This is a genomic window from Bradyrhizobium sp. ISRA464 (genome assembly GCF_029910095.1).
GTDB lineage: Bacteria > Pseudomonadota > Alphaproteobacteria > Rhizobiales > Xanthobacteraceae > Bradyrhizobium.
The window spans coordinates 3,253,233-3,276,020 of record NZ_CP094526.1 but is presented as its reverse complement, the minus strand read 5'-3'; the positions used below and the strand labels follow the sequence as shown (position 1 = coordinate 3,276,020).

Annotated in this window: 24 protein-coding genes, 1 tRNA gene and 1 pseudogene; 15 read left to right on the top strand and 11 right to left on the bottom strand. The window is 63.9% G+C overall.

Features of this window, described 5'->3' with window-relative positions:
- Positions 1 to 115 precede the first annotated feature (115 nt).
- The 4 genes and pseudogenes from MTX19_RS15225 to MTX19_RS15210 form a co-directional block, all read left to right on the top strand.
- A complete protein-coding gene (locus MTX19_RS15225) occupies positions 116 to 733 on the top strand; it encodes a PilZ domain-containing protein (RefSeq protein ID WP_280984278.1) in 618 nt (205 codons plus the stop codon).
- A 335-nt stretch (positions 734 to 1,068) separates the two neighbouring features.
- Positions 1,069 to 1,683, top strand: coding sequence for a transglutaminase-like cysteine peptidase (locus MTX19_RS15220; RefSeq protein WP_280984277.1), 615 nt, complete (start codon positions 1,069 to 1,071; stop codon positions 1,681 to 1,683).
- Positions 1,684 to 2,210: 527 nt separating this feature from the next.
- Positions 2,211 to 2,693 carry a hypothetical protein gene (locus tag MTX19_RS15215; protein ID WP_280986044.1) on the top strand — a complete coding sequence of 161 codons (483 nt, stop codon included), beginning with the start codon at positions 2,211 to 2,213 and terminating at the stop codon, positions 2,691 to 2,693.
- An 805-nt stretch (positions 2,694 to 3,498) separates the two neighbouring features.
- Positions 3,499 to 3,823, top strand: a pseudogene (locus tag MTX19_RS15210) (dienelactone hydrolase family protein); the annotation flags it as partial.
- Positions 3,824 to 4,250: 427 nt separating this feature from the next.
- Here MTX19_RS15210 and MTX19_RS15205 read toward each other — a convergent pair.
- Together MTX19_RS15205 and MTX19_RS15200 are read right to left on the bottom strand one after the other, a co-directional pair.
- Positions 4,251 to 4,760 carry a hypothetical protein gene (locus MTX19_RS15205; protein ID WP_280984274.1) on the bottom strand — a complete coding sequence of 170 codons (510 nt, stop codon included), beginning with the start codon at positions 4,758 to 4,760 and terminating at the stop codon, positions 4,251 to 4,253.
- Between the two features lie 159 nt (positions 4,761 to 4,919).
- Positions 4,920 to 5,228 (bottom strand): hypothetical protein, encoded by a 309-nt coding sequence (locus MTX19_RS15200; RefSeq protein WP_280984273.1) that lies wholly within the window; start codon positions 5,226 to 5,228, stop codon positions 4,920 to 4,922.
- A 71-nt stretch (positions 5,229 to 5,299) separates the two neighbouring features.
- On the opposite strand from MTX19_RS15200, the gene MTX19_RS15195 reads away from it, so the two are divergent.
- Complete coding sequence (locus tag MTX19_RS15195; RefSeq protein WP_280984272.1) at positions 5,300 to 5,536, top strand: hypothetical protein; 237 nt, start codon at positions 5,300 to 5,302, stop codon at positions 5,534 to 5,536.
- A 7-nt stretch (positions 5,537 to 5,543) separates the two neighbouring features.
- Here MTX19_RS15195 and MTX19_RS15190 read toward each other — a convergent pair whose 3' ends face one another.
- Both MTX19_RS15190 and MTX19_RS15185 read right to left on the bottom strand, forming a co-directional pair.
- Positions 5,544 to 6,074 (bottom strand): gamma carbonic anhydrase family protein, encoded by a 531-nt coding sequence (locus tag MTX19_RS15190; protein WP_280984271.1) that lies wholly within the window; start codon positions 6,072 to 6,074, stop codon positions 5,544 to 5,546.
- 90 nt (positions 6,075 to 6,164) lie between these two features.
- Complete coding sequence (locus tag MTX19_RS15185; protein WP_280977217.1) at positions 6,165 to 6,494, bottom strand: hypothetical protein; 330 nt, start codon at positions 6,492 to 6,494, stop codon at positions 6,165 to 6,167.
- A 219-nt stretch (positions 6,495 to 6,713) separates the two neighbouring features.
- Here MTX19_RS15185 and MTX19_RS15180 point away from each other — a divergent pair, with 219 nt between their 5' ends.
- Positions 6,714 to 7,424 carry a hypothetical protein gene (locus MTX19_RS15180; protein ID WP_280984270.1) on the top strand — a complete coding sequence of 237 codons (711 nt, stop codon included), beginning with the start codon at positions 6,714 to 6,716 and terminating at the stop codon, positions 7,422 to 7,424.
- 129 nt (positions 7,425 to 7,553) lie between these two features.
- Here MTX19_RS15180 and MTX19_RS15175 read toward each other — a convergent pair whose 3' ends face one another.
- Together MTX19_RS15175 and cysE are read right to left on the bottom strand one after the other, a co-directional pair.
- Entirely contained in the window at positions 7,554 to 7,766 is a 213-nt protein-coding gene (locus MTX19_RS15175) for a DUF3126 family protein (RefSeq protein ID WP_066511091.1), read from the bottom strand.
- A 233-nt stretch (positions 7,767 to 7,999) separates the two neighbouring features.
- On the bottom strand, positions 8,000 to 8,827 hold the full coding sequence (gene cysE, locus MTX19_RS15170) for a serine O-acetyltransferase (RefSeq protein WP_280984269.1): 828 nt from the start codon (positions 8,825 to 8,827) through the stop codon (positions 8,000 to 8,002).
- 195 nt (positions 8,828 to 9,022) lie between these two features.
- Here cysE and MTX19_RS15165 point away from each other — a divergent pair, with 195 nt between their 5' ends.
- Complete coding sequence (locus MTX19_RS15165; RefSeq protein ID WP_280984268.1) at positions 9,023 to 10,417, top strand: hypothetical protein; 1,395 nt, start codon at positions 9,023 to 9,025, stop codon at positions 10,415 to 10,417.
- On the opposite strand, the gene MTX19_RS15160 is transcribed toward MTX19_RS15165, so the two are convergent.
- Positions 10,403 to 11,155 carry an alpha/beta fold hydrolase gene (locus MTX19_RS15160; protein ID WP_280984267.1) on the bottom strand — a complete coding sequence of 251 codons (753 nt, stop codon included), beginning with the start codon at positions 11,153 to 11,155 and terminating at the stop codon, positions 10,403 to 10,405. The genes MTX19_RS15165 and MTX19_RS15160 overlap by 15 nt on opposite strands.
- A 58-nt stretch (positions 11,156 to 11,213) precedes the next feature.
- Positions 11,214 to 12,347, bottom strand: a complete 1,134-nt coding sequence (locus MTX19_RS15155; RefSeq protein ID WP_280984266.1) for a hypothetical protein — start codon at positions 12,345 to 12,347, stop codon at positions 11,214 to 11,216.
- Between the two features lie 233 nt (positions 12,348 to 12,580).
- Here MTX19_RS15155 and MTX19_RS15150 point away from each other — a divergent pair, with 233 nt between their 5' ends.
- Entirely contained in the window at positions 12,581 to 12,826 is a 246-nt protein-coding gene (locus tag MTX19_RS15150; RefSeq protein ID WP_280977211.1) for a zinc-finger domain-containing protein, read from the top strand.
- A 13-nt stretch (positions 12,827 to 12,839) separates the two neighbouring features.
- Positions 12,840 to 14,045, top strand: coding sequence for an FAD-dependent monooxygenase (locus tag MTX19_RS15145; RefSeq protein ID WP_280984265.1), 1,206 nt, complete (start codon positions 12,840 to 12,842; stop codon positions 14,043 to 14,045).
- 85 nt (positions 14,046 to 14,130) lie between these two features.
- Here MTX19_RS15145 and MTX19_RS15140 read toward each other — a convergent pair whose 3' ends face one another.
- Entirely contained in the window at positions 14,131 to 14,562 is a 432-nt protein-coding gene (locus tag MTX19_RS15140; protein WP_280984264.1) for a twin-arginine translocation pathway signal, read from the bottom strand.
- 220 nt (positions 14,563 to 14,782) lie between these two features.
- Between MTX19_RS15140 and MTX19_RS15135 the strand changes: the two genes are divergently transcribed.
- Positions 14,783 to 14,869 (top strand) — tRNA-Leu (locus MTX19_RS15135).
- 79 nt (positions 14,870 to 14,948) lie between these two features.
- Here MTX19_RS15135 and MTX19_RS15130 read toward each other — a convergent pair.
- A complete protein-coding gene (locus tag MTX19_RS15130; RefSeq protein ID WP_280984263.1) occupies positions 14,949 to 15,236 on the bottom strand; it encodes a PilZ domain-containing protein in 288 nt (95 codons plus the stop codon).
- A 295-nt stretch (positions 15,237 to 15,531) separates the two neighbouring features.
- On the opposite strand from MTX19_RS15130, the gene MTX19_RS15125 reads away from it, so the two are divergent.
- Positions 15,532 to 15,819, top strand: coding sequence for a hypothetical protein (locus MTX19_RS15125; protein WP_280984262.1), 288 nt, complete (start codon positions 15,532 to 15,534; stop codon positions 15,817 to 15,819).
- Positions 15,820 to 15,943: 124 nt separating this feature from the next.
- Here the strand turns inward: MTX19_RS15125 and MTX19_RS15120 are convergent, their stop codons facing one another.
- Complete coding sequence (locus tag MTX19_RS15120; protein ID WP_280984261.1) at positions 15,944 to 17,542, bottom strand: ABC transporter substrate-binding protein; 1,599 nt, start codon at positions 17,540 to 17,542, stop codon at positions 15,944 to 15,946.
- 266 nt (positions 17,543 to 17,808) lie between these two features.
- On the opposite strand from MTX19_RS15120, the gene MTX19_RS15115 reads away from it, so the two are divergent.
- From MTX19_RS15115 to MTX19_RS15100, 4 genes are all read left to right on the top strand, one after another.
- A complete protein-coding gene (locus MTX19_RS15115; RefSeq protein ID WP_280984260.1) occupies positions 17,809 to 18,939 on the top strand; it encodes a M20/M25/M40 family metallo-hydrolase in 1,131 nt (376 codons plus the stop codon).
- Between the two features lie 213 nt (positions 18,940 to 19,152).
- Entirely contained in the window at positions 19,153 to 20,094 is a 942-nt protein-coding gene (locus MTX19_RS15110) for an ABC transporter permease (RefSeq protein WP_280977204.1), read from the top strand.
- Positions 20,095 to 20,097: 3 nt separating this feature from the next.
- The gene (locus MTX19_RS15105; protein ID WP_280984259.1) at positions 20,098 to 20,985 is read left to right on the top strand and encodes an ABC transporter permease; all 888 of its coding nucleotides are present in this window, start codon (positions 20,098 to 20,100) and stop codon (positions 20,983 to 20,985) included.
- Complete coding sequence (locus tag MTX19_RS15100; RefSeq protein ID WP_280984258.1) at positions 20,982 to 22,646, top strand: ABC transporter ATP-binding protein; 1,665 nt, start codon at positions 20,982 to 20,984, stop codon at positions 22,644 to 22,646. The genes MTX19_RS15105 and MTX19_RS15100 overlap by 4 nt, the downstream gene beginning before the upstream one ends.
- Positions 22,647 to 22,788: the final 142 nt, after the last annotated feature.

Here is a 22,788-nt window from a genome sequence, read left to right as displayed (position 1 = left end):
CCTGCGTCGCTCAACCGCAACCCTCTGCCTATCCTTGATGCGCCCAGCGATAACGCCTCGTTAACCCTATCAGCCTTAGGGTCGTTAGGCGAAAGCCTGTGGTCGGGTTGCGGTGATGTCGTTTGCACAGAAGAAACCTTCCGTCGTCCCCGTGGCCGAGGAGCGCCGGCGCTTCCAGCGCGTCAGGGTGCACCTGCTCGGCCGCTATATGCTGCCCGACCGGCGCGAGTTCCCCTGCCAGATCATCAATATGTCCCCGGGCGGCCTCGCTCTGCTGGCGCCGGGAATCGGGAATGTCGGCGACCGTGTGATCGCCTATCTCGACCATATCGGCCGGGTCGAGGGCCGCATCACCCGCATCATCGACAACGGGTTTGCGATGACGATCGGCGCCACCGCCCGCAAGCGCGACAAGCTCGCGGCACAGCTGACCTGGCTCGCCAACCGCGACATCCTCAATCTGCCGGAGGATCGCCGCCACGACCGCATCGTACCGCGCAACCCGATCGCCCTGCTGACGCAGGAGGACGGCTCGCGGATGACCTGCCGGATCATCGACCTTTCGCTCTCCGGCGCCGCGATTGCCGCCGAGAACCGCCCGCCGCTGAAGTCGCTCGTGATGCTCGGCAAGGTGCAGTCCCGCGTGGTGCGAAACCTCGACGAAGGCTTCGCGCTCGAGTTCGTTCACGAGCAGCTTGCGGAAACGCTCGAAGAGAGCGTTACCGCCCGGTAAAGCGGCGAACCGCCCCAAACGCTTGAATTTCGGCTCTCGAAGGCGGCCTCCGATGCACCGGACGCCGCCTTCGATGCATTTGGGCTGCGCGCTTTGCGGTTAACGCCGGGAACCATCCGCCGCGACAAACCGCGCTGTCACAGCGCTTTGCTGTGTTAATGCATAAAATTTGAATCAATTGCAGTTGTTTCAAATGTTATGCGAGTTTGATTCAAGTACAGATCGAATTCGCGGAGGCTTTTACGAGTATTCGCGTCAAATCTACTTTTGACACTTAGCGGCGACGCAAATCCTTTGTGCGAAACATGGTCCCAACAAGAAGAACGGGGGCCACAATGTTTGGGTTCAGGGGACAGGCGAAGGGAGTGGCGGTTGCCGTCATTCTGTTTGCGACTTGCGTCTCGGCCAAGGCCGGCGACGTGCTCTACGCCAGCCTGGGCGATGTTGCGCGATCGCCGATCGGCTGGGTCGAATTCTGTGCCGACAATCCGGGCGAATGCCGCGGCGGCGCGACGCAGCCACGCGACATCGTGCTGTCGCAGACCGCGTGGCGCGACCTGGTGCGGGTCAACAAGTGGGTAAACGAGACGATCAAGCCGATGACCGACATGGATCATTGGGGCGTCGTCGAGAAATGGTCGTTGCCGACCGACGGCTACGGCGACTGCGAGGACTACGTGCTCCTGAAGCGCAAGATGCTGATGGATGCCGGCTGGCCGCGCGAGGCGCTGTTGATCACGGTCGTCCGCGACAAGAAGGGCGAAGGCCACGCGGTGCTGACGGTGAAGACCGACAAGGGTGAGTTCGTGCTCGATAACCAGAACGAGAGCATCGTCGCCTGGACCGAGACCGGCTACCGCTTCGTCAAGCGGCAGTCGCAGAGCGATCCCAATGTCTGGGTCTCGCTCGGCGACAACCGCCCGGCCGTTGCGACTGCAAGCTCAAAGTAAAGCCCAGCGATCATTCGAACACGCGACCCGGTCACATCCCCACCCCTCCCCGTCCCAGACCGGCTCGCGCGCGGCCAGGCTTCCCCCAAAGCCTGGCCGCACCATTTTTTGGGGTGGCTCCCACCTCGCCCCTGGATCGATCGCCGCTGAGTGATGATCATGCTCGCTGCCGGACAGGGGCAGCGTGTTCGCGCGCGGCACGGGAGCCTTCATGGTATCGGCATGGTATCGGCGCTCGTCGTGCTGCTGTTCAAAGTATTTCGTCCAATGTCCGGAGATCGATTTCCTTGCGCTCGCTAGGCCGGTATTGCGGCGCAACCGCCACAAGGTCCCGAAAATGCCCCCCGGGACAGGTGATATACCCACATTCAAAGGTTGCCGTCCCTGAGATTAGATCAGGCGGGGGGCGGATTCTGGATATTGAACGGCCAGAGCGGGCAGCACTTAACCCCACCCGAATCCGCAGTTTTAGCCCTGCCCCGGTTGTGCTATGCGGAACCTCTCAATTGATGTCCGGTTCTGGTCGCATGATCGATCTAGCCCCAGAGGATTCGCAGCCGCGCAGCGGCATCGGCGTCCAGCCGATCGCGATCGCCGCGGTAGCGCTCGTCCTCGTGCTGTTCGGGATCGGCTCGATCGGGCTGTGGCGCGCCTTCGGCAACGCGCCCGAGTCGGATCGCGCCGTGACTGTCCGCCAATTGCAGGCACACGCCGCGCAGGTCTCCGCGGCCCTGGAGGAAAAGACGAAGGGGCTTGAGACGACCCAGCAGGAATCGATCGACCAGTTGCAGGTGATGCAGGACCAGATGCAGACCATGCGCCGGCAGATCGCCGCGCAGCAGGCTGACGCCAAGAAGCTCTCCGACCAGGTGACGGCGCTGACCGAAGCGGTCGAGAACCTGCGCCAATCCTTCGCCAGCTCGCAGGCCAATGAACCGGCCGCAGCCGATCAGTCGCCGCGCAAGCGCTCACCGACCGCGCACCGCAAGCGTGGCAGGTCGCGTAGCTGATCACTCGGATCCGGCGGCCAACTCTGGCTGATCGTGCTCAACGGCTCCTCGAGCAGCGCGACGGCGGGCTGGCTCCCGAAAAATGCCGCCCCCGTGAAAGTTGCAATTCGCGCCGTTTTGACCGCTCGGGGCCCCGTCCCAAGCGCCCGGTAGCGTGAATTAATCCTGACTTTGTGAACTGGTTCACATGTCGCGCCTCGAATCCGGGCCATCCTGCAATCACCGGATGGCGTGAGCCGATTTCAATATCCGGGGCTGGCAAGGTCGTTGACGGTATACTGCGTCGACGGCCTTGTTTTTTTGAGCGGGTCATCGCAGTGGCTCTCGCTCCGAGAAGCTGCCGGTTACGACCTCCCGCCTGTTCTTTTGGCCGCTCGCCGCGGCGCGCGTGAATGTCGGAGCCAACAGTCTCGCTGTCACCAAACTGCAATGCTGGTTTAGCGAGATTGTCACTCGCTCGGCCTGCGAGGTGCCTCCAGCACGGCCAAGGCGGCGGTCGCTCGATCAGTGCGGCAGGGTGACCCCGCTAGTCCTTGAGCCCTCGAATTGAAGGCTGGACTGTCAGACGATAGGCAACCAGCCTGTCACCGTCAAAGCGCTCCAACATCGTATCGCAGGCCGGGCAGTGATACTCGCCCCGGGTACCGGATTCGGACGACAGTTCGAGCCGGCGGAAACCGGCCCCACAATGTGGGCACGTTACATCAGCCTTTTTCATTTCGCTCACCCCACGCTGCCGGCGGCATCGTTTTAGCGCTGGCTACGAGGCGGAACTATGTTCAAGGCCGCAGTAGCCCGGAAGGGCACTCGCCTCGCAACGGGCACCGCCTTCCATGGTCCGCCCGTCGATCCGCCAAACCCGCTCCGGCCGCAGAGCCCGATGCGGCTCACGCTCAAGATGAAGGCGCCGTTCTCGGCCCCTATGGCAAAGCCGATACCGGGATTCCGGTTTCCAGCGTCGACGCATTCAAGCAGGCGCACGCTGCCAACAACACCGCCGAATTCAAGATCCATCCTGGCGCGCGGCACGGCTTCCACGCCGACCATCCGACAGCTATCGCAAGGAAGCGGTCGAGGACGCCTGGAACCAGATGCAGCCATGGCTGAAGGAGTACGGCGGATTCTGCTGACGACATCCGCATCGGCGCGGCATCGTTGCGCGCTCGCCGGATTCTTCCGAAGGCGCGGCGCGCGTCGCTCGCGATCCTACTCGATGCGATCGCACGAGAGGCGATCGTGCCTCAGTCGTAGCCGCGCAAACTTGGGCTCGAGCTCGTGGAGCATCAGATCAAGGCGGCAGCGAGGCTGAAAACAATACTCATCAGCAGCAAGGTCAGATCAGGAGTTGCCAGCGTCTCTGATATCCTCTGAGACCCTGCTCCGATTGGAGCCGCATCCTTTGTTTCGCCGCGCGTTCACGCGGACGAATACGATGCGAGCCGCGTACCAGTGGGCGGCATCAACAACACGGCCTCGGCATGGAGATACCGAGGCCGCGACAACCATTCCAAAGCGGCCGGCACAGCGATCAGCTGTGTCCTGCGTTGCCGCGTGCGCTCAGTTACAAATCTGCACGGGCCGGACCTGCCATCCAAACGGCGTCATCACGCCGCGACGGATGACGTAACAACCGCCGCTGCCGTAGTAGTCGTCGTCATAGCCGTAGTTGGCGTAGTAGGGATAGCTGTAATAGTCGTCATAGTAGCCATAGCCTAATCCAAAGCCGATCGCTGCCGCAGCGAACGGGTAACCCCAGCCCCAGCCGCGATGACGCCAGTAGCCACCGCGCCAGCCGCCACCGTGCCAACCGCCGCCTGCCCATCCGCCGCGGAAAGCAGGGCCCGCGATCGCTGCGGATCGGAAGCCGCCGCCGAAGCCTCCGGCGCGGAAGCCCGGGCCGCCACCATGGAAGCCACCAAATCCACCGCCGCGGAAGCCGCCGCCACCGTGGAAGCCGCCACCGTGGAAGCCGCCGCCGCCGAAGCCGCCGCGCGCCGACGCGGCGTCGACCGTGAGCAAACTGATCGAGGCGGTCGCCATCAAGGCGATCATCATCTTACGCAACATCACCCGTCACTCCTTCTGATCTAAAGAACCTCCGGCGCGTCCCTGCGTCCGACCACGCCAACTCAATCTAAGACTGCGGCTTCCTGTCCGCGCGCCGTGTCGCGCCCACTTCTGCGCGACCGGCGTTCATCAAGGCGGCGGCCGCGAAATCGCTAATGCCTAACAGCCGCGGCAGATGCCCTTCAGCCGACGGTCGATCGATCGGTTCTCGTTGGCGATGGCCTGGTCGACGCTATGAGCGTTTGCCGAACCGGTCGTGACGCCTTCACCGGTGTTGGGCCTGCCTCCCGAAGATTGGGCGGTGCCCGCACTGTTGGTGCCGGGCGGCGGCGGTGGGGTGAGTTGCGGAGACGATGGGCTGCCAGTGCCTTGTCCGGCGCTCTGTCCTGTGCCCTGAGCAAGGGCCGCCGGAGACGCCAGCAGAATCGCGATTGTCGCGAGTGCGGCGGTGACGGATAATTTGCGCATGGAAGTTCTCCTTGCGGAGGTCAACGATTCCGCAAGGTGGCGGTTCCGACAGGCATTGGAGCGATGCTGTTTTGCGCAAGCTGATCGAGTTCGACGACGACACTTTCGACAAGCTGAAGCAGCTTGGTCGCGACCGGATGGCGACCCTTCAGGAGCTCGCCGACGAAGCCTTCGCCGACCTGCTCAAGAAGCACGGTATTCCGATCGACCTGAAGGACGCGCTGCGCAAGAGCGCGCGGCTGCAGGACGCCTCGAAGCAGAGCTCGGCCCGGTCGAAGAACACAAGCAAGCGAGGCCGGAAGCGCTGACGTCGCCTCAGCCGATCTTCTTCAGCCCCGCCTTGTACTGCGGCCCCCTGATGGCGTAGGACTTGGCGGGCCTGGACAAAGCCTCGATCTGGGCGGCGTCGAGCGTGCGGATGGCGCGCGCAGGCGCGCCGATGATCAGCGAATATTCCGGAAATTCCTTGCCCTCGGTGATGACGGCGCCGGCGCCGACGACGCTGCCGCGCCTGATCCGCGCGCCGTTCATCACGATCGATCCCATCCCGATCAGCACGCCGTCTTCGAGCGTGCAACCGTGAACGATCGCATTGTGGCCAATGGTCACGTCCTTGCCGATGGTCAGCGGAAAGCCGGGATCGACGTGGAGAGTCGAATTGTCCTGGACGTTGGAGCCCTCGCCGATCTCGATCCACTCATTGTCGCCGCGCAGCACGGCGCCGAACCAGACGCTCGCCAAAGACTTGAGTCGCACCTTGCCGATCACGACGGCGGTATCGGCGATGAAGTAGCTGCCGTCAGCGGGAAGATCGGGCGCCTGCCCGTCGAGCTCGTAGATCGCCATGAAGGTCTCCTTGGTCAGGGCGACCTTGGCACGACGGCGCGCGTGGTTTCAAGCGAGCGGGATCATTATCCGGTACGGATCCCGATCGGATCAGGCGAGCAGACCGGCCGCGCGCAGCGTCATCAGGAAGAAGGTGCCGGACATCAGGCTCCAGAAGCCGGCGATGATCGTTGCCATCATCACGAATTCGAAGCGGCGGCGCTCGATACGCGCTCCGCGCAGCGTGTTGCGCATGATGATGAAGGGCGCCGCGAAGACGAGAAACGGCACCGCCGCGAAGGCCTTCGTCGCCACCCCATTCTGGAGCAGGCCGAACCCGGCCGGGCGCGCCGCCATCACCTGGTAACCGTTGGCCAACGCACCCGCGAGGGCAAAACCAATGCAAAGCGAGAACAGGGAATTCAGAGCATCGGGCGACATCGGAACTTCCGCTACGCAACAGACCATCGCCCTGCTTCGCAAAATTACCGGCCCGCCGCCACATCATCCTTAAGAAAGGGTTAATAGGGCAGGCGCGAGAGCCCCCCGCGCACGGCATTCCTGGTGCGGATTCCATTGGAATCATACGAGAATCCGCCGCCCTCACGTGGCATATTCGTCAAGTGATTCGGCCCTCCGACCTGATCCGATGCCTCGCTCATGACGCTCCTTTCGACAGCCCAGCATCTCGCCCGCGATACGCGGCGCAATCCGCGCGCGCATCTGCTTCCGATCATCATTTCGGCTGTCATCGCAGCAGTAGCGATCGCACTGGTCGCCTATCTGTTGTGGCCCACCTACGCCACCGTGCCGCCGAGCGACCCGTCGCGGTTGCCGGTCAGCGTCGGCGGCACGCTGTTCAACGTGCCGACCTTGGCGGTGCGCATGAAGATCCAGCGCCATTCCGGGCCGCAGGAGCGCGTCGACCTCAGCTTCCTCTACCCCTCGCTGAAGGCGCCAGCGGCACCGAAGCACTACAGCGCCGACACGATCGAGGACAAGGTGCAGCCGATCGACCGGATCTTCGTGTCGATCGCCGCGCACCACGACTCGCTTGCGCCCGACATGCGCCTGCGCACGATCTACCCGCGCTATCTGGAAAACGCCGCAACGACCAACGACGGCCTGACCACGCGCGCGTTTCGCGATGGCTCGGCCTATGGCGGCGAAGACCTGGTCACCGCGAGCGAACCCGAGCTGACCGCGCGCTGCTCGCGTGACTCCTCAACGCCCGGCATGTGCCTGAGCGAGCGGCGCATCGAGGGCGCCGACCTGACGTTCCGCTTTCCGCGCAGCTGGCTTGCGCAATGGCGCGATATCGCAACCGCAATGGATCGCCTCTCCGCGCAGATGCACAGCGCGAAGGGATAGCCCGTCGTCATTGCAGGATTGGTGGGGTGGACAGAGCGAGGCGTCCCCACCATTCGCGTCGGTCGTCCCGATAGTGGGCACGGCGCAAACGCGCCTTTGCCCAGTTTGCGGCTTTGCGCCGAGCAAAGCCTACTCGCTCAGATCCTCTTCCAGAATCGCCATCTGGAACTGGAACGAACGATCATCGTCCTCGTCATCGACGAACAGCACGCCGATGAATTCCTCGCCCACATAGACCTCGGCCGAGTCATCCTTCTTCGGCCGCGGCACCACGCGGATCTTGGGATTGCCAAACACGCGTTTGAGATACGCGTCGAGCTTCCTGACTTCCTGAACGTCCACGGCCGTCTCCAATCGGGTCGATGATTTTCCGGGGAGTTTTAGGACGAGACGACGGAGATCGCCAGAGCCTTTTCGGGCTCCGGCGACACGATATTTGTGCAAGAGGTTCGGTTCTGATGAATCAGCACCGAACCTGTAGATTCTTGTTTTGACGCGTCTTCTTCACGCGAACCGGCGTCCACTTCGCTCCAAAACGCGATCACGCGTCGCGGTCAGAAAGCGAATGCAATCAATCAAAGCCCGGTCGCGTTGAGCATCTGGTCCATCGTGCGCGACGGCTCGGCACAGCCAGCCTCGCCGACGATTTTTGCAGGCACACCGGCGACGGTGACGTTGTGCGGCACCGGCTTGACCACGACTGAGCCCGCGGCGATGCGCGCGCAATGACCGATCTCGATATTGCCGAGGATCTTGGCGCCGGCGCCGATCAAGACGCCATGGCGAATCTTCGGGTGGCGATCCTCGTTCTCCTTGCCAGTCCCGCCGAGCGTCACGCCGTGCAGGATCGAGACATCGTCATCGATCACGGCCGTCTCGCCGCAGACGAAGCCGGTGGCGTGATCGAGGAAGATGCCGCGGCCGATCCGTGCGGCCGGGTTGATGTCGGTCTGGAACACCGCCGAAGACCGGCTCTGAAGGTAATAGGCAAAATCCTTGCGGCCCTTCTGATAGAGCCAGTGCGCGAGGCGATGGGTCTGCAGCGCGTGAAAACCCTTGAAGTAGAGCAAGGGATCGATGAAGCGCGAGGTCGCGGGATCGCGATCGTAGACGGCGACGAGGTCGGCACGGAAGGCGTTGCCGATATCCGGCGCGTCGCGCAGCGCCTCGTCATAGCTCTGGCGGATCAGGTCGCCGGACAGCGCAGCATGATCGAGCCGCTCGGCCAGGCGGTGCACCACCGAATCTTCGAGACGGTCATGATGCAACACGGTCGCATAGATGAAGGACGCAAGCTCAGGCTCGCGCCGGACGATGTCCTCCGCTTCGCCGCGGACGCGATCCCAGATCGGATCGAGCGCCGCCAGCTTCCCACCCTGCGGATTGACCTGATGAACTGCCATGGACTGCTCTCGCAATACGGTTGTTCGGTTGCGCGTTGTAGCACGATGGAACAGGCGCGTCCCGGGGCGGTTGGGTAGGGTAACCCCGGCCAAACGCCCCCGGTGGCCGTCTAGGGCAAGTGGTCGGGATTTTGCCGAAATCAAGCCGTGCTTCTGCAACTATTGGCGGATTTCTTCCCTAATGGAGTTCTGGGCATGGTCGACTCCAAGACAGGGGGATACATCATCAATACGCAGGTTTTACGCGCGCGCCTGACCGATGCATGGTCGGTCTGGGTCGCTACCATCGCCATTCCCCTGTTGCTGCTCGCGCCCGCCTTCTGGAACGGCTATCCGCTGCTCCAATGGGATACCGGCGGCTATCTGGCCCGCTGGTACGAGGGATACCTGGTGCCGAGCCGGTCCACGGTGTTCGGCATCTACCTGCATCTCGGCGAGGGATCGAGCTTCTGGCTCAACCTCGGCGTCCAGGCGCTGGCGACGCTGTGGATCCTGCACTTGACGCTGCGGGTGTTCGGCCTCGCCCGGATGGTCCGGCTGGTCCCGATCGGCCTCGTGCTGATTCTGACCACCGCCCTGCCCTGGCTGGCCAGCATGCTGCTGACCGACATTTTTGCCGGCCTGTCGGTGCTCGCGCTGTTCGTCCTCGCCCTGCATGGCGGGAAAATCGGGACGCTGGAAAAATGCGCGCTGTTCGCATTCATCGCATTCTCGGGCGCGACCCACAGCGCAACGCTTGCGGTCCTGCTCGGCCTGTGTTGCGTAGGCTGGGTTGCACGCCCGTTCCTCGGCGGACGCGTCTCAGTCGCTAACCTGCTGCAAGGCAGCCTGACCATCGTTGCCGGCGCCATCATGTTGCTGGCAGCGAATTTCGCCCTTTCCGGCCAACTCGCCTGGACGCCCGGCGGCTACGGCGTCGCGTTCGGCCGCATGCTGCAAGACGGCATCGTCACGCAATATCTGCGGGACCATTGCGCGAAGGAGAACCTCAAGCTCTGTCCCTATCGCAACGAACTGCCGCCGACCGCCGACGACTTCCTGTGGGGCCACAGCATGTTCGACAAGCTCGGCCGCTTCCAGGGCCTGAATGACGAGATGGGCCACATCGTGGTGCGGTCGCTCGCCGAATACCCGGCATGGCAGGCCAAGGCGGCGCTGGCCGCGACCGCGGACCAGCTTGTGCATGTGGCGACCGGCGAAGGCACCAACGGCTGGATCCCCCACACCTACGGCATCATCGAGCGTTATATTCCGTCGCAAGTCACAAAGATGCGCGCGGCGCGCCAGCAGCGCTGGCGGCTCGATTTCACTGCAATGAACCGCGTCCACGTGCCGGTTGCACTGGGCTCGATGTTCATAGTCGCGCTCCTGTTCGCCTACGGCCTGTGGCGGCGACGGCGTGACGACCTCACTTTACTCGCGGGCACGGTCACGCTCGCCTTGCTCGGCAACGCCGTCATCTGCGGCGTGATATCCGGTCCGCACGACCGCTACGGCGCGCGCCTGGTCTGGATCGCAACCTTCGTGGTGTTGATCGCGGCTACGCGCATGTTCGGCCAACGTGACGCCGACGAGCTAGGCTCGCCGTGACAGGAAGTCGGCGACGCCGGTCTTGTAGACCTTGTCGCCGACGGCCCGCATGTGATCGCGGTTCGGGATGTCGAGCACCTCCGCGCCCGGAATGATCCTGCCGAGCGCCACCGCCGAGCCCGCGATCTCGTCCTTGCTGCCGACCGCAATCAGCACCGGCACGCGAATGCCAGCAGCCTCCGCGCGCGTCATCAGACGGCGCGAACCGCGCAGGCAGGCCGCGAGCGCGCGGCGGTCGGAGCGGGTCTGGTCGGCAAAGGCGCGGAAGGTGCGGCCGATCGGATCGGCGACATCGTCGAACGACGGCGCTTCCAGCGCGAGCGCGACATTCTCGCCGGGGCCACCACCCTCGATCAGTCCGATGCCGATGCCGCCCAGGATCGCCGAGCGCAGCCGGTCGGGATTCTCCCGCGCCAGGATCGCGGTCATCCGCGAGCCCAGCGAATAGCCCATGACGTCGGCGCGCGCGATCTCGAGATGATCCATCAGCGCGATCACGTCGCTCGCCATGATCGCGATCTCGTACTGCGCGGGATCGTAGAGCTTGGTGGACTCGCCGTGGCCGCGATTGTCAAGCGCGATGACGCGTCGGCCGGCCTTGACCAGTTCGGACACCCAGGTCGGATAGATCCAGTTGACGTTCTTGCTCGACGCAAAGCCGTGCACGAGCACGATCGGCTCACCCTCGCCTTCGTCGAGATAGGCAATTTCAACATCGCCGTGATGAAAACTCGGCATCATCCATTCCGTTGCTCTTGGGGGGATTGGGATTGGCGATCGACAGGCGATCGCGAGCTTAGCCCTGGGCGGCAGGACCCGCCAGCGCAACCTGGGCCGCCATCTGCCGCTGCAGGCGGCGCGCCTTGCTCCGCCTGAGCCACGATGCCGTGGCCCGCTCGGCGGTCGCCTTGATCGACGATAGGAAGCCGAACAGCGTGAGCAGCGCGCCGAACAGCCACATCGTCAGATTGAATGTCCCGGCCGCAAGCAGCAACGCGCCGCGGCCGAGCAGTTTCAGGATCGCACGGGTCTGACCGCCCTTCGCTTCCGCAAGCCGGGCGGCGCGCGTAAGGTCCTTCGGGCTCTCCGCGACCTTCAGCGTGTCGCGCGCGGCGCGAACACCGGCCGCTTCGCCGATGCGCCCGACGTCCTTGGCGGCGCGAACAAGCGCACCAGCCTTGTCGGCACGGAAGGCGGCGCGGATCGCGCTCGCGGTTTCCGCCGGCCGAAATACCGAACCGGATGCGACCGCCTCGCGCAACGCCGGCGTGTCGACAACGTCGCGCGTCGAACGGCCAGCCCATTCGACCAGCCCTTCGCTCAGCCGCCCCGCCTTGCGCGTATCCTTGACCAGCGTCAGTCCGGCGCGCAGCGGCCCGACGCCGCCGACCGAAATATAAGTCGCCGCGGTCACCGCGAGCCCGGCCGCTGCGAGCCCGAGCACCAGACGGTCGGTATCCTCACCCATCGCCAGGTGCTTGCCCTCGCGCACGACGTCCCTGACATCGCCGAACACGAAGAGATCGCCCGCGATCGTGCCGGACAGGCTTGCGACATCGTCGGCATTGCCGGTCACGAGGCCGGCCGCGAACCCTTTGGCAAAATGCGTGGTGGAATTCTGTTCGGCGACCGCATCGTCGACGCGCTTTGCGAGATCGCCACTGAGCACGATGTTCTTCTCGCGCGCGAGCGCGACGAAGCTCGCCGCGAGATCGGCATCGTCAGAGGCGAGCGCCGCCTCGATATTCTCGGAGAGCAATGCAGGATTGCTCCGCAGGACGGAATTCAGCCTGACATCGGCGAGCGCTGCGGGATCGTCCTGCGCCGCCAGCACGACGCCAGCATCGCGGGCATGCGGCCAGATCGCGACGCCCAGCGCAACGCTTGCTGCCATGCCAGCCACCGCGAAGCTGAGACGCATCCGGGTCATTCCGCGAAGAAACCTCTAGTTTAATTCGCCTTGGAAATAGTGTGCCGTTTTTGCGACACAACGGCTCCGACCAAAGGAGGGCTTCTCTGGGACGACAAGATTGTGTCGAATTTGCATGAGCAGATGAGCGATCGGGGCTCTAGGAATCAATTGTTCCCGCCAGTATGGTGCGCCGCGTTTCGCAGTGCCGCAGCCGAATGCGTTCGTCCGCCGTTGCCACCCAAGGTGAGATTATGTCCGACCACGTCGTCCCGCACTTCCATAACGATGCCGGTGTCTCGGTGATCGAGATCGGCTCGCAGGAATTCATGTGCGTGGGCGCAAACCCGCCATTCGACCATCCGCACGTGTTCCTCGACCTCGGCAACGACAACGAGATCATCTGCCCGTATTGCTCGACGCTCTATCGTTTCGCGCCCGACCTCGGTCCCGGTGAGGCACGCCCTCCGGAATGTGTGCTGAAGGACAAGGTCGCCTGACCGCTCCCGCTCCGTGGCGCTGACGCGAACCGTTATCGTTGCAGGCGCCGGAATCGGAGGACTGACGGCGTCGCTGACGCTGGCGGCGCAGGGTTTCCGCGTCGTGGTGCTCGAAAGGGCCGAGCGGCTCGAGGAAGCTGGTGCCGGCATCCAGCTCTCACCCAACGCCAGCAGAATCCTGGTCGGGCTCGGACTGAAGGAGCGGCTTGCACCGCGCGCGGTGACGCCTGAATTCGTCAACATCATGAGCGCGCGGGCCGGCGGCGAGATCGCGCGGATGCCGCTCGGCGAAGCCGCTGCGTTCCGCGCCGGCGCCCCCTATTGGGTGATCCATCGCGCCGACCTGCAGGCCGTGCTCCAGACTGCAGCCAACGACCACCCCGACATCGATCTCCGCCTCGGCTGTCAGTTCGATGATGTTAGCAAGCACGCCACCGGGCTGACGGTGGTGCAGCGGCGCGGCAATGCACGGCAACAGGAACTGGCTGTGGCGCTGATCGGAGCCGACGGCATCTGGTCGTCGGTGCGCGGGCACCTGTTCCCGGACGTGCAGCCGCAGTTCTCAGGCCTGATCGCCTGGCGCGGTACGCTGGAGGCGAGCGCCTTGCCGCGCGAATACATCACACCGCACGTGCAACTCTGGATGGGGCCCGACGCGCATCTTGTCGCCTACCCGATTTCGGCCGGACGACAGATCAACGTTGTCGCAATCACAGCCGGCGTCTGGAACCAGCCGGGCTGGAGCGCACCCGGCGACACCAACGAGATCAAGGGCGCGTTCGCTACGTCGCGCTGGCCCTCGACCGCGCGGATGCTGATCGGCGCGGTCGACAAACGGTGGCGCAAATGGGCGCTCTTCACCTTGCCCGATCTCGGCCGCTGGAACGAAGGCGCGATGGCGCTGCTCGGCGACGCTGCGCATGCAATGCTGCCATTTGCCGCGCAGGGCGCCGGCATGGCGATCGAGGACGCAGCCGTGCTCGCAAAGGCCCTGAGCGACAGCACCGGCGAAAATACATCGGAAATTCCGGCCGCGCTGACGCGCTATACGCTGATGCGGCGTGCGCGCGTATTGCAGGTGCAGCGCCTGGCCCGGCAACAGGGCCGGATCTATCACCTGAGCGGGGCCGCAGCGATCGCGCGCGACCTTGCCATCCGCGCGATGGGACCGCGTCGCATGCTGGCACGGCAGGATTGGGTGTACGACTGGTGCTTGTGAGGCTCGCGCCTGGTGCACTTTCGCACTGATTGGAACTGACGTGTGTTCTTCACGCTGACCGGTGTCCACGGCGCTCGGAAACGCGTTAGTGGAGGCCGGAACGCGGTCGCGCCCCCTTCGCGTTGGGTGTGGGCATGGGGGCCGGTGTCGCCGCAGGGGCGTCCGGCGTCGTTTCATGGCACTTGTTCTTGCGCCAGGCTTCGTCCGCGAACTTCTGCTGGCCATGGATCGCAATCAGCTCGTTGCGGTAGGCCATTTCCGATATCACGGCACCGCCGACGCCGGTCCGGGCCTTTGCCATCAGCCCTTCCTGCTCCGCGGCACGGTTTGCAAGGCCCTTACGTTCGGCCTCGAGCTGTTTGCAATCATAGAGCTCGTATTTGGCGGGATCGGCGAAAGCCGAGGACATCGAGTCGCCGATCTGCGCGCAGCCGGATTCGCCCGCGGCCAAGGCGAGCAACGCAGCGACGACAGCCGCGCGCGACAGGCTTCGGCGGCGTGAAAAGCGAACGGACATGCAGCTTTCTTAGTCGGACAGTGTTGAGATTGCCTAAAGCAGCCGCCGGTGTCCGGATTGAGGCTTCTTCGGGGCAGCGCCTTATCCCGAGATGCGCTCATTGCGCAAATGGTATTGCGCACTGACGCGCTAAGCCATTGAAACCGCATCTGTTCGAACAGGATAATGACAATTCCACTCGGCCGCCAAACGCGCTAGAAATCGGCGCGCCTGGCGCAACGCGGACGTGGCGGAACTGGTAGACGCAAGGGACTTAAAATCCCTCGATGGCAACGTCGTGTGGGTTCGACTCCCACCGCCCGCACCAACCTTCGCTCAGGGTGAAGGCCGTCGCACCGAAGCACCGCGGTCGGGTTTTGGCGACCACCGGCATTGCAGGCCGCGCGTCAAACGAATGCGAGTCCGAGACGCTTCCCCTTTTTCCACACGATCCGGGACGGTCGTCGCTCGCCCTCGACGGCAAGGACGAAGCGGTCAGGAAACCAGAGCGGCGAGTTGACCTCGATGCCGGCCCCCTCTGCCGAGAGGCTGCGGACCGTACATGGAATCGCTTCGCTGCCGAACTCGATCGCCCCGGACTTGAGAATCCGGCGGCGCAGAGCGGCGCGCCGCTCCTGGGTGGCGGTTGGCCATTGTGAGCCGATCGGCGCGGGCTTGATATCGTCTTCGACCATGGACCCGCCGCGGTATGCACAGAATCGAGCATTTAGTTTGCGGCGCATACCTGACACGAGGCTTGCGCACAAGCAACCATGGATGCGACGTGGGGCCCAACACAGGGCATGCCAACCGATTGGGCATGCCGCTAGCGACATGAATAGCACACCCATCACCTTATCGTGTCCTACGGGTGTAGCGCAGTTCACAAGAGATGATCACGGAGTGGCGCAGCTTTCATCCGCCGGAAACTCCGACCGCATTTTTCGCGGGCTTCGCGTCCCTAATTGATTTCAATTGGAGATTTGTTTCATGGCCATTGCCGAGCCCAATCCGATTCCCGACAGCCAGGCGCATGACAACGTCGCTGCGACAATCACCCACAGGGACGACGCCGCCCATTGCAGCAATGGATTGAGCGTACGGAAATTCCGCGACGGGATGCAGGAGGAACGCGCGGTCTTTCGACGATGGATCCGCGGCGTGGTCGGCTTCTACGGCATCCTCCTGTTGGCGAGCGGCGTGTTCATCTCTCTGAACCACGCGCGCGTGGGCTCGATCGAGCTCACGAGCCTCGCGGACCGCGCGGCCTCCCGATAAAGGAACGCACCTCCCGAACAACGATGTCGAGGCCCGTGCAAATTGCTGCCCATGCCGCCGGCGAAAACGAGAAATGGCCGGGACGAACCCGGCCATTTGTCCTGGGTGAGGCTTGCGCCCGCGCCTACTCCGACTTGTCGATATTCCAGAAGATCGGAGTGGCCGGTCCGTCGAGCACGCCGGTGAGCGACTTCCGCCACGCGCTGGGCGCCTGGTATTGGCCCAGCGGTATGTAGATGACCTGATCGTAGGCCTCCTTCTGGATATCGGCCGCAATCTTCTTCTGCTCGTCGAGCGAAGGCGCACGAACGAAGGCATCCTTCAGCTGCTCGATCTTGGCGTCTTCGGCCCAGCCGAACCAGCCGCCATTCTTGCCCTGTCCACCGACCGAGAGGTTGGTGATCGGGTTGGAGACGTCGGCGCTAACCCAGTTGGTGAAGAACATGTTCCAGCCGCCCTCCTTCGGAGGCTTCTGGCTGGCGCGTCGGCTCACGACGGTCTGCCAGTCGGTCGCCTGCAGGTCGACCTTGAAACCCGCCTCCCGCAATTGCTGGGCGACAACGACCGGCTGAGCCTTCAGCGTGGTGACGTCTCCCGGCGCCATGATCACGACGGGCGTACCATCGTAACCGGACTCGGCGAGCGCCTTCTTGGCCTCGGCGATGTTGCCGCCCTTCAGCAAGGTCTCACCACCGACATCCGTCGCGAACGGCGTGTCGCAGATGAAGAAAGCGACGCAGGTCTTGTAGTATTTGGGATTGCCGACCAGGGCGTCGAGCACGTCCTTCTGGTTGACGGCAAGCAGCGCGGCGCGACGGACCTTGACGTTGTCAAAGGGCGGATAGAGGAAATTCATCCGACCGAGGGTCTGGAAACCGAACTTGTTCAGCGTCTCGACCTTGAGATCCGGATTGCTTTCGAGAACCGGCAACATATCGAACGATGGATTTTCCATGAAATCGATGTCGCCCGACTGCAGCGCGTTGATCGCGGTTTGCGCATCCGCCATCGTGAGCCACTCGACGCGGTCAACCTTCACGACCTTGCCGCCCGCGGTCCAGCTCGCTGGCTCCTTGCGCGGCACATAATCCTTGTTCTTGACATACACCGCCTTTACGCCCGGCTGGAATTCAGACTGGACAAACTTGAAGGGACCCGAGCCGATCTGCTCCGGAATCGGCTTGTCCGGCGGCGTTTCGGCAAGCCGCTTCGGCATCATGAAGGCAACACGCGACGACGGCTTGCCGATCGACTCCAGGACCAAGCCGTACGGCTCCTTCAGCTTCAGCGTGATCGTCTTGGCATCAGTGGCCTCGAGGCTGGCCGTGAAGTCCATCAGCTTCTGGCCCATGCCATCGACCTTGGCCCAGCGCTTCAGCGAAGCGACGCAGTCTTCCGCGGTCACGGGCGTTCCATCGTGCCACTTCAGGCCATCGCGCAGCGTGAAGGTGTAGGTGAGCTTGTCGTCGGACACCTTCCAGTCCGCCATCTGCGGCTGGATCTTGAAGTTGGCGTCGGTGGCCAGCAGGGTGTCATAGATCATGTAGCCGTGGTCACGCGTAATATAGGCCGTGGTCAGGATCGGATCGATGATGCGCAAATCCGAATGCATCACTGCGGTGATGGTCTTCTCCGCGGCCATCGCCTTCGGCACAAACGACAGCGCAAGCACCGACAGCGCAGCCGCTATCGTGTGATGCTTCCAACGCGACCTGAGGAACATGCAATCTCTCCTGACGTGAAAGTGGTCAAAGCCGGCTTATTCGTTATGCATGCGGTTCGTTATTTAGGCGAACTAACACGCTGTATGGCTTGCGAAATCGAGACTTGCACCAAGCGCTGTGCGCGTCAATCCGGTTTTGGCCGCGATCGGACGTACACAAACGAATTTCCTGGCGCGCCGCATTTTGGCTTTACAAAATCGCCGCCTGAGATTTTCGTAGGCGTGCGCGATGCGGGCGCGGTCAGAAAAGCAAAGCGAGAATAACCATGAACCCAGCTAATCTTCCCTTTGATTCCGAAGCGATGCTGCAGGGCCTCCGCGGCTGGGTGGAGTGCGAAAGCCCGACCTGGGACGCTGCGGCGGTCGAGCGCATGCTCGATCTCGCGGCACGCGAGATGGCGATCATGGGCGCGACCATCGAGCGCATCGCAGGACGGCAGGGTTTCGCCGGCTGCGTGCGCGCCCGCTTTCCCCATCCCAAGCAAGGCCAGCCCGGAATCCTGATTGCCGGGCATCTGGACACGGTGCACCCGGTCGGCACGATCGAGCAGCTGAAATGGCGGCGCGAAGGCAACAAGTGCTACGGCCCCGGCATCTTCGACATGAAGGGCGGCAACTATTTGTCGCTCGAAGCGATCCGGCAACTGGCGCGCGCGTCGTTCACGACGCCGTTGCCGATCACCGTGCTGTTCACACCCGACGAAGAGGTCGGCACGCCGTCGACGCGGGACATCATCGAGGCGGAAGCGGCCCGCAACAAATATGTGCTGGTGCCGGAGCCGGGCCGGCCGAACAACGGTGTCGTCACCGGCCGCTACGCGATCGCACGCTTCAATCTGGAAGCCATCGGCAAGCCCAGCCATGCGGGCGCGACGCTCTCCTCCGGCCGCTCCGCGATCCGCGAGATGGCGCGGCAGATCCTCGCCATCGACGGCATGACGACCGAGGACTGCACCTTCTCGGTCGGCATTGTGCACGGCGGCCAGTGGGTCAATTGCGTTGCAACAACCTGCACCGGCGAAGCGCTCAGCATGGCCAAGCGCCAGGCCGATCTCGATCGCGGCGTCGAGCGGATGCTGGCGCTGTCGGGCACCAGCAACGACGTGACCTTCAAGGTGACGCGCGGCGTCACCCGCCCGGTCTGGGAACCCGATGCCGGCACGATGGCTTTGTACGAGAAGGCAAAAGGCCTCGCTCGCGAGATGGGCCTCGATCTGCCGCATGGCAGCGCCGGCGGCGGCTCCGACGGCAATTTCACCGGAGCGATGGGCATCCCCACCCTCGATGGCCTCGGCGTCCGCGGCGCCGACGCACACACACTCAATGAGCATATCGAGGTCGACAGCCTCGCCGAGCGCGGCCGCCTGATGGCTGCGCTGTTGGCGACGCTGGAGTAAACGCCGTTCAGAGCCGATACGGATTACTTGCCGCGGGAGCCCTTGAAGCGCGAATGCAATCCACCATTCAGTGGACGGCCTCGCGCTTCATGACGGGAATAATCCCCAGAGGGATTAGCTGCACCGCAAAAATGCCGGCTCCGATGGCACAGGACTTGCTGAGATGCTACGGTCCCGCGGGGACTTTATCGACCACAATCCAACGGAGTGCATTTGCTCGGCTATCTCGTTCGCCGCATCCTCGCCGCCATTCCCGTGATGGGAGTGGTCGCTCTGTTCGTGTTCCTGCTGCTGCGGCTGACGCCCGGCGATCCCGCCGCGATCCTCGCCGGCGACAATGCGACGCCGGAACAGCTCGAACGCATCAGAACGTCGCTCGGCCTCAATGAGCCGATCTACATCCAGTTCTACACCTGGATCGTCAAGCTGCTGCACGGCGATCTCGGCGTCTCCCTGATCTCCAACGTGCCGGTCCTGAAGATGATCAGCCAGCGCGTCGAGCCCTCGATCTCGATCGCGCTGACCACGATCGTGCTGTCGATCCTGGTTGCGGTGCCGCTTGGCGTGATCGCGGCGTGGAAGCACGGCACCTGGATCGATCGCGGCGTGATGGGCCTTTCGGTGCTCGGCTTCTCGGTGCCGGTGTTCGTGATCGGCTACGTCCTGATCCAGGTCTTTGCGATCGACCTGCGCTGGCTGCCGGTGCAAGGCTTCAAGAGCATCTCCGCCGGCTTCGGTCCGTTCTTCGAGCGCATCATCCTGCCGACCTGCACCCTCTCCTTCATCTATGTCGCGCTGATCGCGCGCATGACGCGCGCCTCGATGCTCGATGTGCTCGGCGAGGATTACGTGCGCACTGCGCGTGCCAAGGGCATCGGCGAGACCGGGGTACTGCTGCACCACGCGCTGCGCAACGCCGCCGTGCCCGTCATTACCGTGATCGGCTCCGGCTTCGCGCTCCTGATCTCCGGCGTCGTCGTCACCGAGAGCGTATTTAATTTGCCCGGGATCGGCCGCCTCACCGTCGATGCGGTGCTGGCGCGCGACTATCCGGTGATCCAGGCCATGATCCTGCTGACGTCGGGCATCTATGTCGGGGTCAACCTGCTGATCGACGTTGCCTACACCCTGCTCGATCCTCGTATCCGGTACTGAGCGATGGCGATCGATACCCTCCCCGAATCCTCGATTCCGGTCACCCGGCCGTTCCGGCTGAAATTCGGTTTCCTGACCGCGACGCCGATCATCGCCGTTGCGACGATCTGCCTCGTCCTCATCATCCTGATGGCGATCTTCGCGCCGGTGCTCGCGCCGCACGATCCGCTGCTGCTGACACCGGCGCAGCGGCTGAAGCCGTCCTCTGCGCAGTTCCTGCTCGGCACGGATGCCTATGGCCGCGACGTGCTGTCGCGGATCATCTATGGCGCCCGGATCTCGCTCCTGATCGGGCTTGGCGCCGCCATCTGCTCGGTCGGCATCGGGCTCCTGATCGGCCTCGTCTCCGGCTTCTTCCGATGGGTCGACGCCGTCATGATGCGCGTGATGGACGGCTTGATGGCGATCCCCTCCATCCTGCTCGCGATCGCCGTCGTGTCGCTATCGGGCGCCAGCATCTGGACCGTGATGATCGCGATCACCATCCCCGAAATCCCGCGCGTGGCGCGACTGGTGCGCTCGGTGGTGCTGACCGCGCGCGAGGAGCCCTATGTCGAGGCCGCGATCTCGGTCGGCTCCAGCCTGCCCAAGATCATGTGGCGGCACTTGATGCCGAACACGATCGCGCCCTTGATCGTGCAAGGCACCTATGTCTGCGCATCCGCGATCCTCACCGAGGCGATCCTGTCGTTCCTCGGCGCCGGCATCTCGCCGGAAACGCCGACCTGGGGCAACATCATGGCCGAGGGCCGCGCCTATTTTCAGGTCAAGCCGTCGCTGATCTTCTGGCCGGGACTTCTGCTCTCGATCGCCATCCTCAGCGTCAATCTGATCGGCGACGCCGCACGCGACGCGCTCGATCCCCGCATGAAGCAGCGTGAGGGCAAGTGACCGCAGCCAATTCAACCAACGTCGTTCTCGACATCAACAATCTCGTCGTCAGCCTCGGCCGGAAGACGGATGCTCACCGCATCATCGACGACCTGTCGCTGCAGGTGCGCGAGGGCGAAACGCTGTGCCTCGTCGGCGAAAGCGGCTCCGGCAAGTCGGTGACCTCGCTGACCGTCATGGGTCTGCAGCAGAAGGGCACGCTGGTGCCATCCGGCGGCAGCATCAAACTGGTCGGCGAGGATCTGCTCGGCGCCAGCGACCGCCGGCTGCGCCAGCTGCGCGCGACGCGGATGGCGATGATCTTCCAGGAGCCGATGACCGCGCTCAATCCGGTGGTGCCGGTCGGCCGCCAGATCGACGAAGTGCTGCGCGCCCACACCGATCTCGATGCCCGCGCACGGCGGCAGAAGATCCTGGCGATGATGGAGCATGTGCGGCTGCCCGACGTGCAGCGCATCTTCTCCTCCTATCCGCACCGCCTCTCGGGTGGGCAACGCCAGCGCATCATGATCGCGATGGCGCTGGTGCTGGAGCCGAAGCTCTTGATCGCGGACGAGCCGACCACCGCGCTCGACGTCACCACCCAGAAACAGATCCTCACCTTGATCCGCGACCTGCAGCGCGACCACGGCACCGCGGTGTTGTTCATCACCCATGACATGGGCGTGGTCGCCGAGATCGCCGACCGCGTCGCCGTGATGCGGCATGGCCGGCTGGTCGAAGCCGGCGCGCTGCAGGACGTGCTGCGCAATCCGAAAATGGATTACACGCGCAACCTCCTGTCCTCGGTGCCGAGCCTCGTGCCGCGCGCGCCGCGCCCGGAGACCACTGAACCCGTGGTGCTGGAGGCCAACGAGCTCGGCAAGGTCTATCGGGAACGGTCGCTGTTCGGCAAAGCCCGCGAGGTCGCGGCCGCGCAGAACGTCACCCTCACCTTGCGCAAGGGCCGTACGCTCGGCATCGTCGGCGAAAGCGGTTCCGGCAAATCGACGGTGGCGCGCTGCATCGTTCGCCTGATCGACCCGACCTCGGGCGGCGTGCGCCTCGCCGGCCGCGAGATCTCCGATTTGTCGCGGCGGCTCTTGCAGCCGCATCGCCAGAAGATCCAGATCGTGTTCCAGGATCCCTACCGCTCGCTCAATCCGCGCGTCACCGTCGGCGAGAGCATTGCGGAAGGCCCGATCAATTACGGCATGCCGCGCAAGGACGCACTTGCGAGAGCCCGCGAACTGCTCGAGCTGGTCCACCTGCCGCCCGATGCCATCTCGCGCTACCCGCACCAATTCTCCGGCGGCCAGCGCCAACGCATCGCGATCGCACGCGCGCTGGCGCTCGATCCCGATGTGCTGGTGGCTGACGAAGCGGTGTCAGCGCTCGACGTCTCGGTGCAGGCGCAGGTGCTGGATCTGCTTGATGAAATCCAGAAACGGCTTGGCATCGCGCTGCTGTTCATCACCCACGATTTGCGCGTCGCCGCACAGATTTGCGACGACGTCGCCGTGATGCAGCATGGCCGCGTCGTGGAACAGGGGCCGGCCGCCGAGGTGCTGACCAATCCACAGCAGGCCTATACCCGCGCCTTGCTCGATGCCGCCCCCGGTCGCGGCTGGGACTTCGCAAATTTCCGCGCGGTTTCGGAAGGCATTGTGGCAACGGCCTAAGCCTTTAGCCTTATGCCTTTAGCCTTGGGCCTTCGATACGCCCATGCGGCATGCAAATCCGGAAGTGCTCCACGGCTTGCGCTTGGCGCGACGACACGCTTAACGTCGCCGGCCAGAGCATGATCCGTCGCATCATGATCGA

Excerpts from the sequence above, each read along its gene's own strand:
- MTX19_RS15205 (WP_280984274.1), bottom strand. The coding sequence starts at position 4,760 with ATGTTGCGTAAGATGATGATCGCCTTGATGGCGACCGCCTCGATCAGT.
- MTX19_RS15220 (WP_280984277.1), top strand. The coding sequence starts at position 1,069 with ATGTTTGGGTTCAGGGGACAGGCGAAGGGAGTGGCGGTTGCCGTCATT.
- MTX19_RS15105 (WP_280984259.1), top strand. The coding sequence starts at position 20,098 with ATGGCGATCGATACCCTCCCCGAATCCTCGATTCCGGTCACCCGGCCG.
- MTX19_RS15130 (WP_280984263.1), bottom strand. The coding sequence starts at position 15,236 with ATGGTCGAAGACGATATCAAGCCCGCGCCGATCGGCTCACAATGGCCA.
- MTX19_RS15160 (WP_280984267.1), bottom strand. The coding sequence starts at position 11,155 with ATGCCGAGTTTTCATCACGGCGATGTTGAAATTGCCTATCTCGACGAA.
- MTX19_RS15150 (WP_280977211.1), top strand. The coding sequence starts at position 12,581 with ATGTCCGACCACGTCGTCCCGCACTTCCATAACGATGCCGGTGTCTCG.
- MTX19_RS15140 (WP_280984264.1), bottom strand. The coding sequence starts at position 14,562 with ATGTCCGTTCGCTTTTCACGCCGCCGAAGCCTGTCGCGCGCGGCTGTC.
- MTX19_RS15200 (WP_280984273.1), bottom strand. The coding sequence starts at position 5,228 with ATGCGCAAATTATCCGTCACCGCCGCACTCGCGACAATCGCGATTCTG.
- MTX19_RS15185 (WP_280977217.1), bottom strand. The coding sequence starts at position 6,494 with ATGTCGCCCGATGCTCTGAATTCCCTGTTCTCGCTTTGCATTGGTTTT.
- MTX19_RS15180 (WP_280984270.1), top strand. The coding sequence starts at position 6,714 with ATGACGCTCCTTTCGACAGCCCAGCATCTCGCCCGCGATACGCGGCGC.
- MTX19_RS15125 (WP_280984262.1), top strand. The coding sequence starts at position 15,532 with ATGGCCATTGCCGAGCCCAATCCGATTCCCGACAGCCAGGCGCATGAC.
- MTX19_RS15190 (WP_280984271.1), bottom strand. The coding sequence starts at position 6,074 with ATGGCGATCTACGAGCTCGACGGGCAGGCGCCCGATCTTCCCGCTGAC.
- MTX19_RS15215 (WP_280986044.1), top strand. The coding sequence starts at position 2,211 with ATGATCGATCTAGCCCCAGAGGATTCGCAGCCGCGCAGCGGCATCGGC.
- MTX19_RS15115 (WP_280984260.1), top strand. The coding sequence starts at position 17,809 with ATGAACCCAGCTAATCTTCCCTTTGATTCCGAAGCGATGCTGCAGGGC.
- MTX19_RS15225 (WP_280984278.1), top strand. The coding sequence starts at position 116 with ATGTCGTTTGCACAGAAGAAACCTTCCGTCGTCCCCGTGGCCGAGGAG.
- MTX19_RS15165 (WP_280984268.1), top strand. The coding sequence starts at position 9,023 with ATGGTCGACTCCAAGACAGGGGGATACATCATCAATACGCAGGTTTTA.
- MTX19_RS15120 (WP_280984261.1), bottom strand. The coding sequence starts at position 17,542 with ATGTTCCTCAGGTCGCGTTGGAAGCATCACACGATAGCGGCTGCGCTG.
- MTX19_RS15155 (WP_280984266.1), bottom strand. The coding sequence starts at position 12,347 with ATGACCCGGATGCGTCTCAGCTTCGCGGTGGCTGGCATGGCAGCAAGC.
- cysE (WP_280984269.1), bottom strand. The coding sequence starts at position 8,827 with ATGGCAGTTCATCAGGTCAATCCGCAGGGTGGGAAGCTGGCGGCGCTC.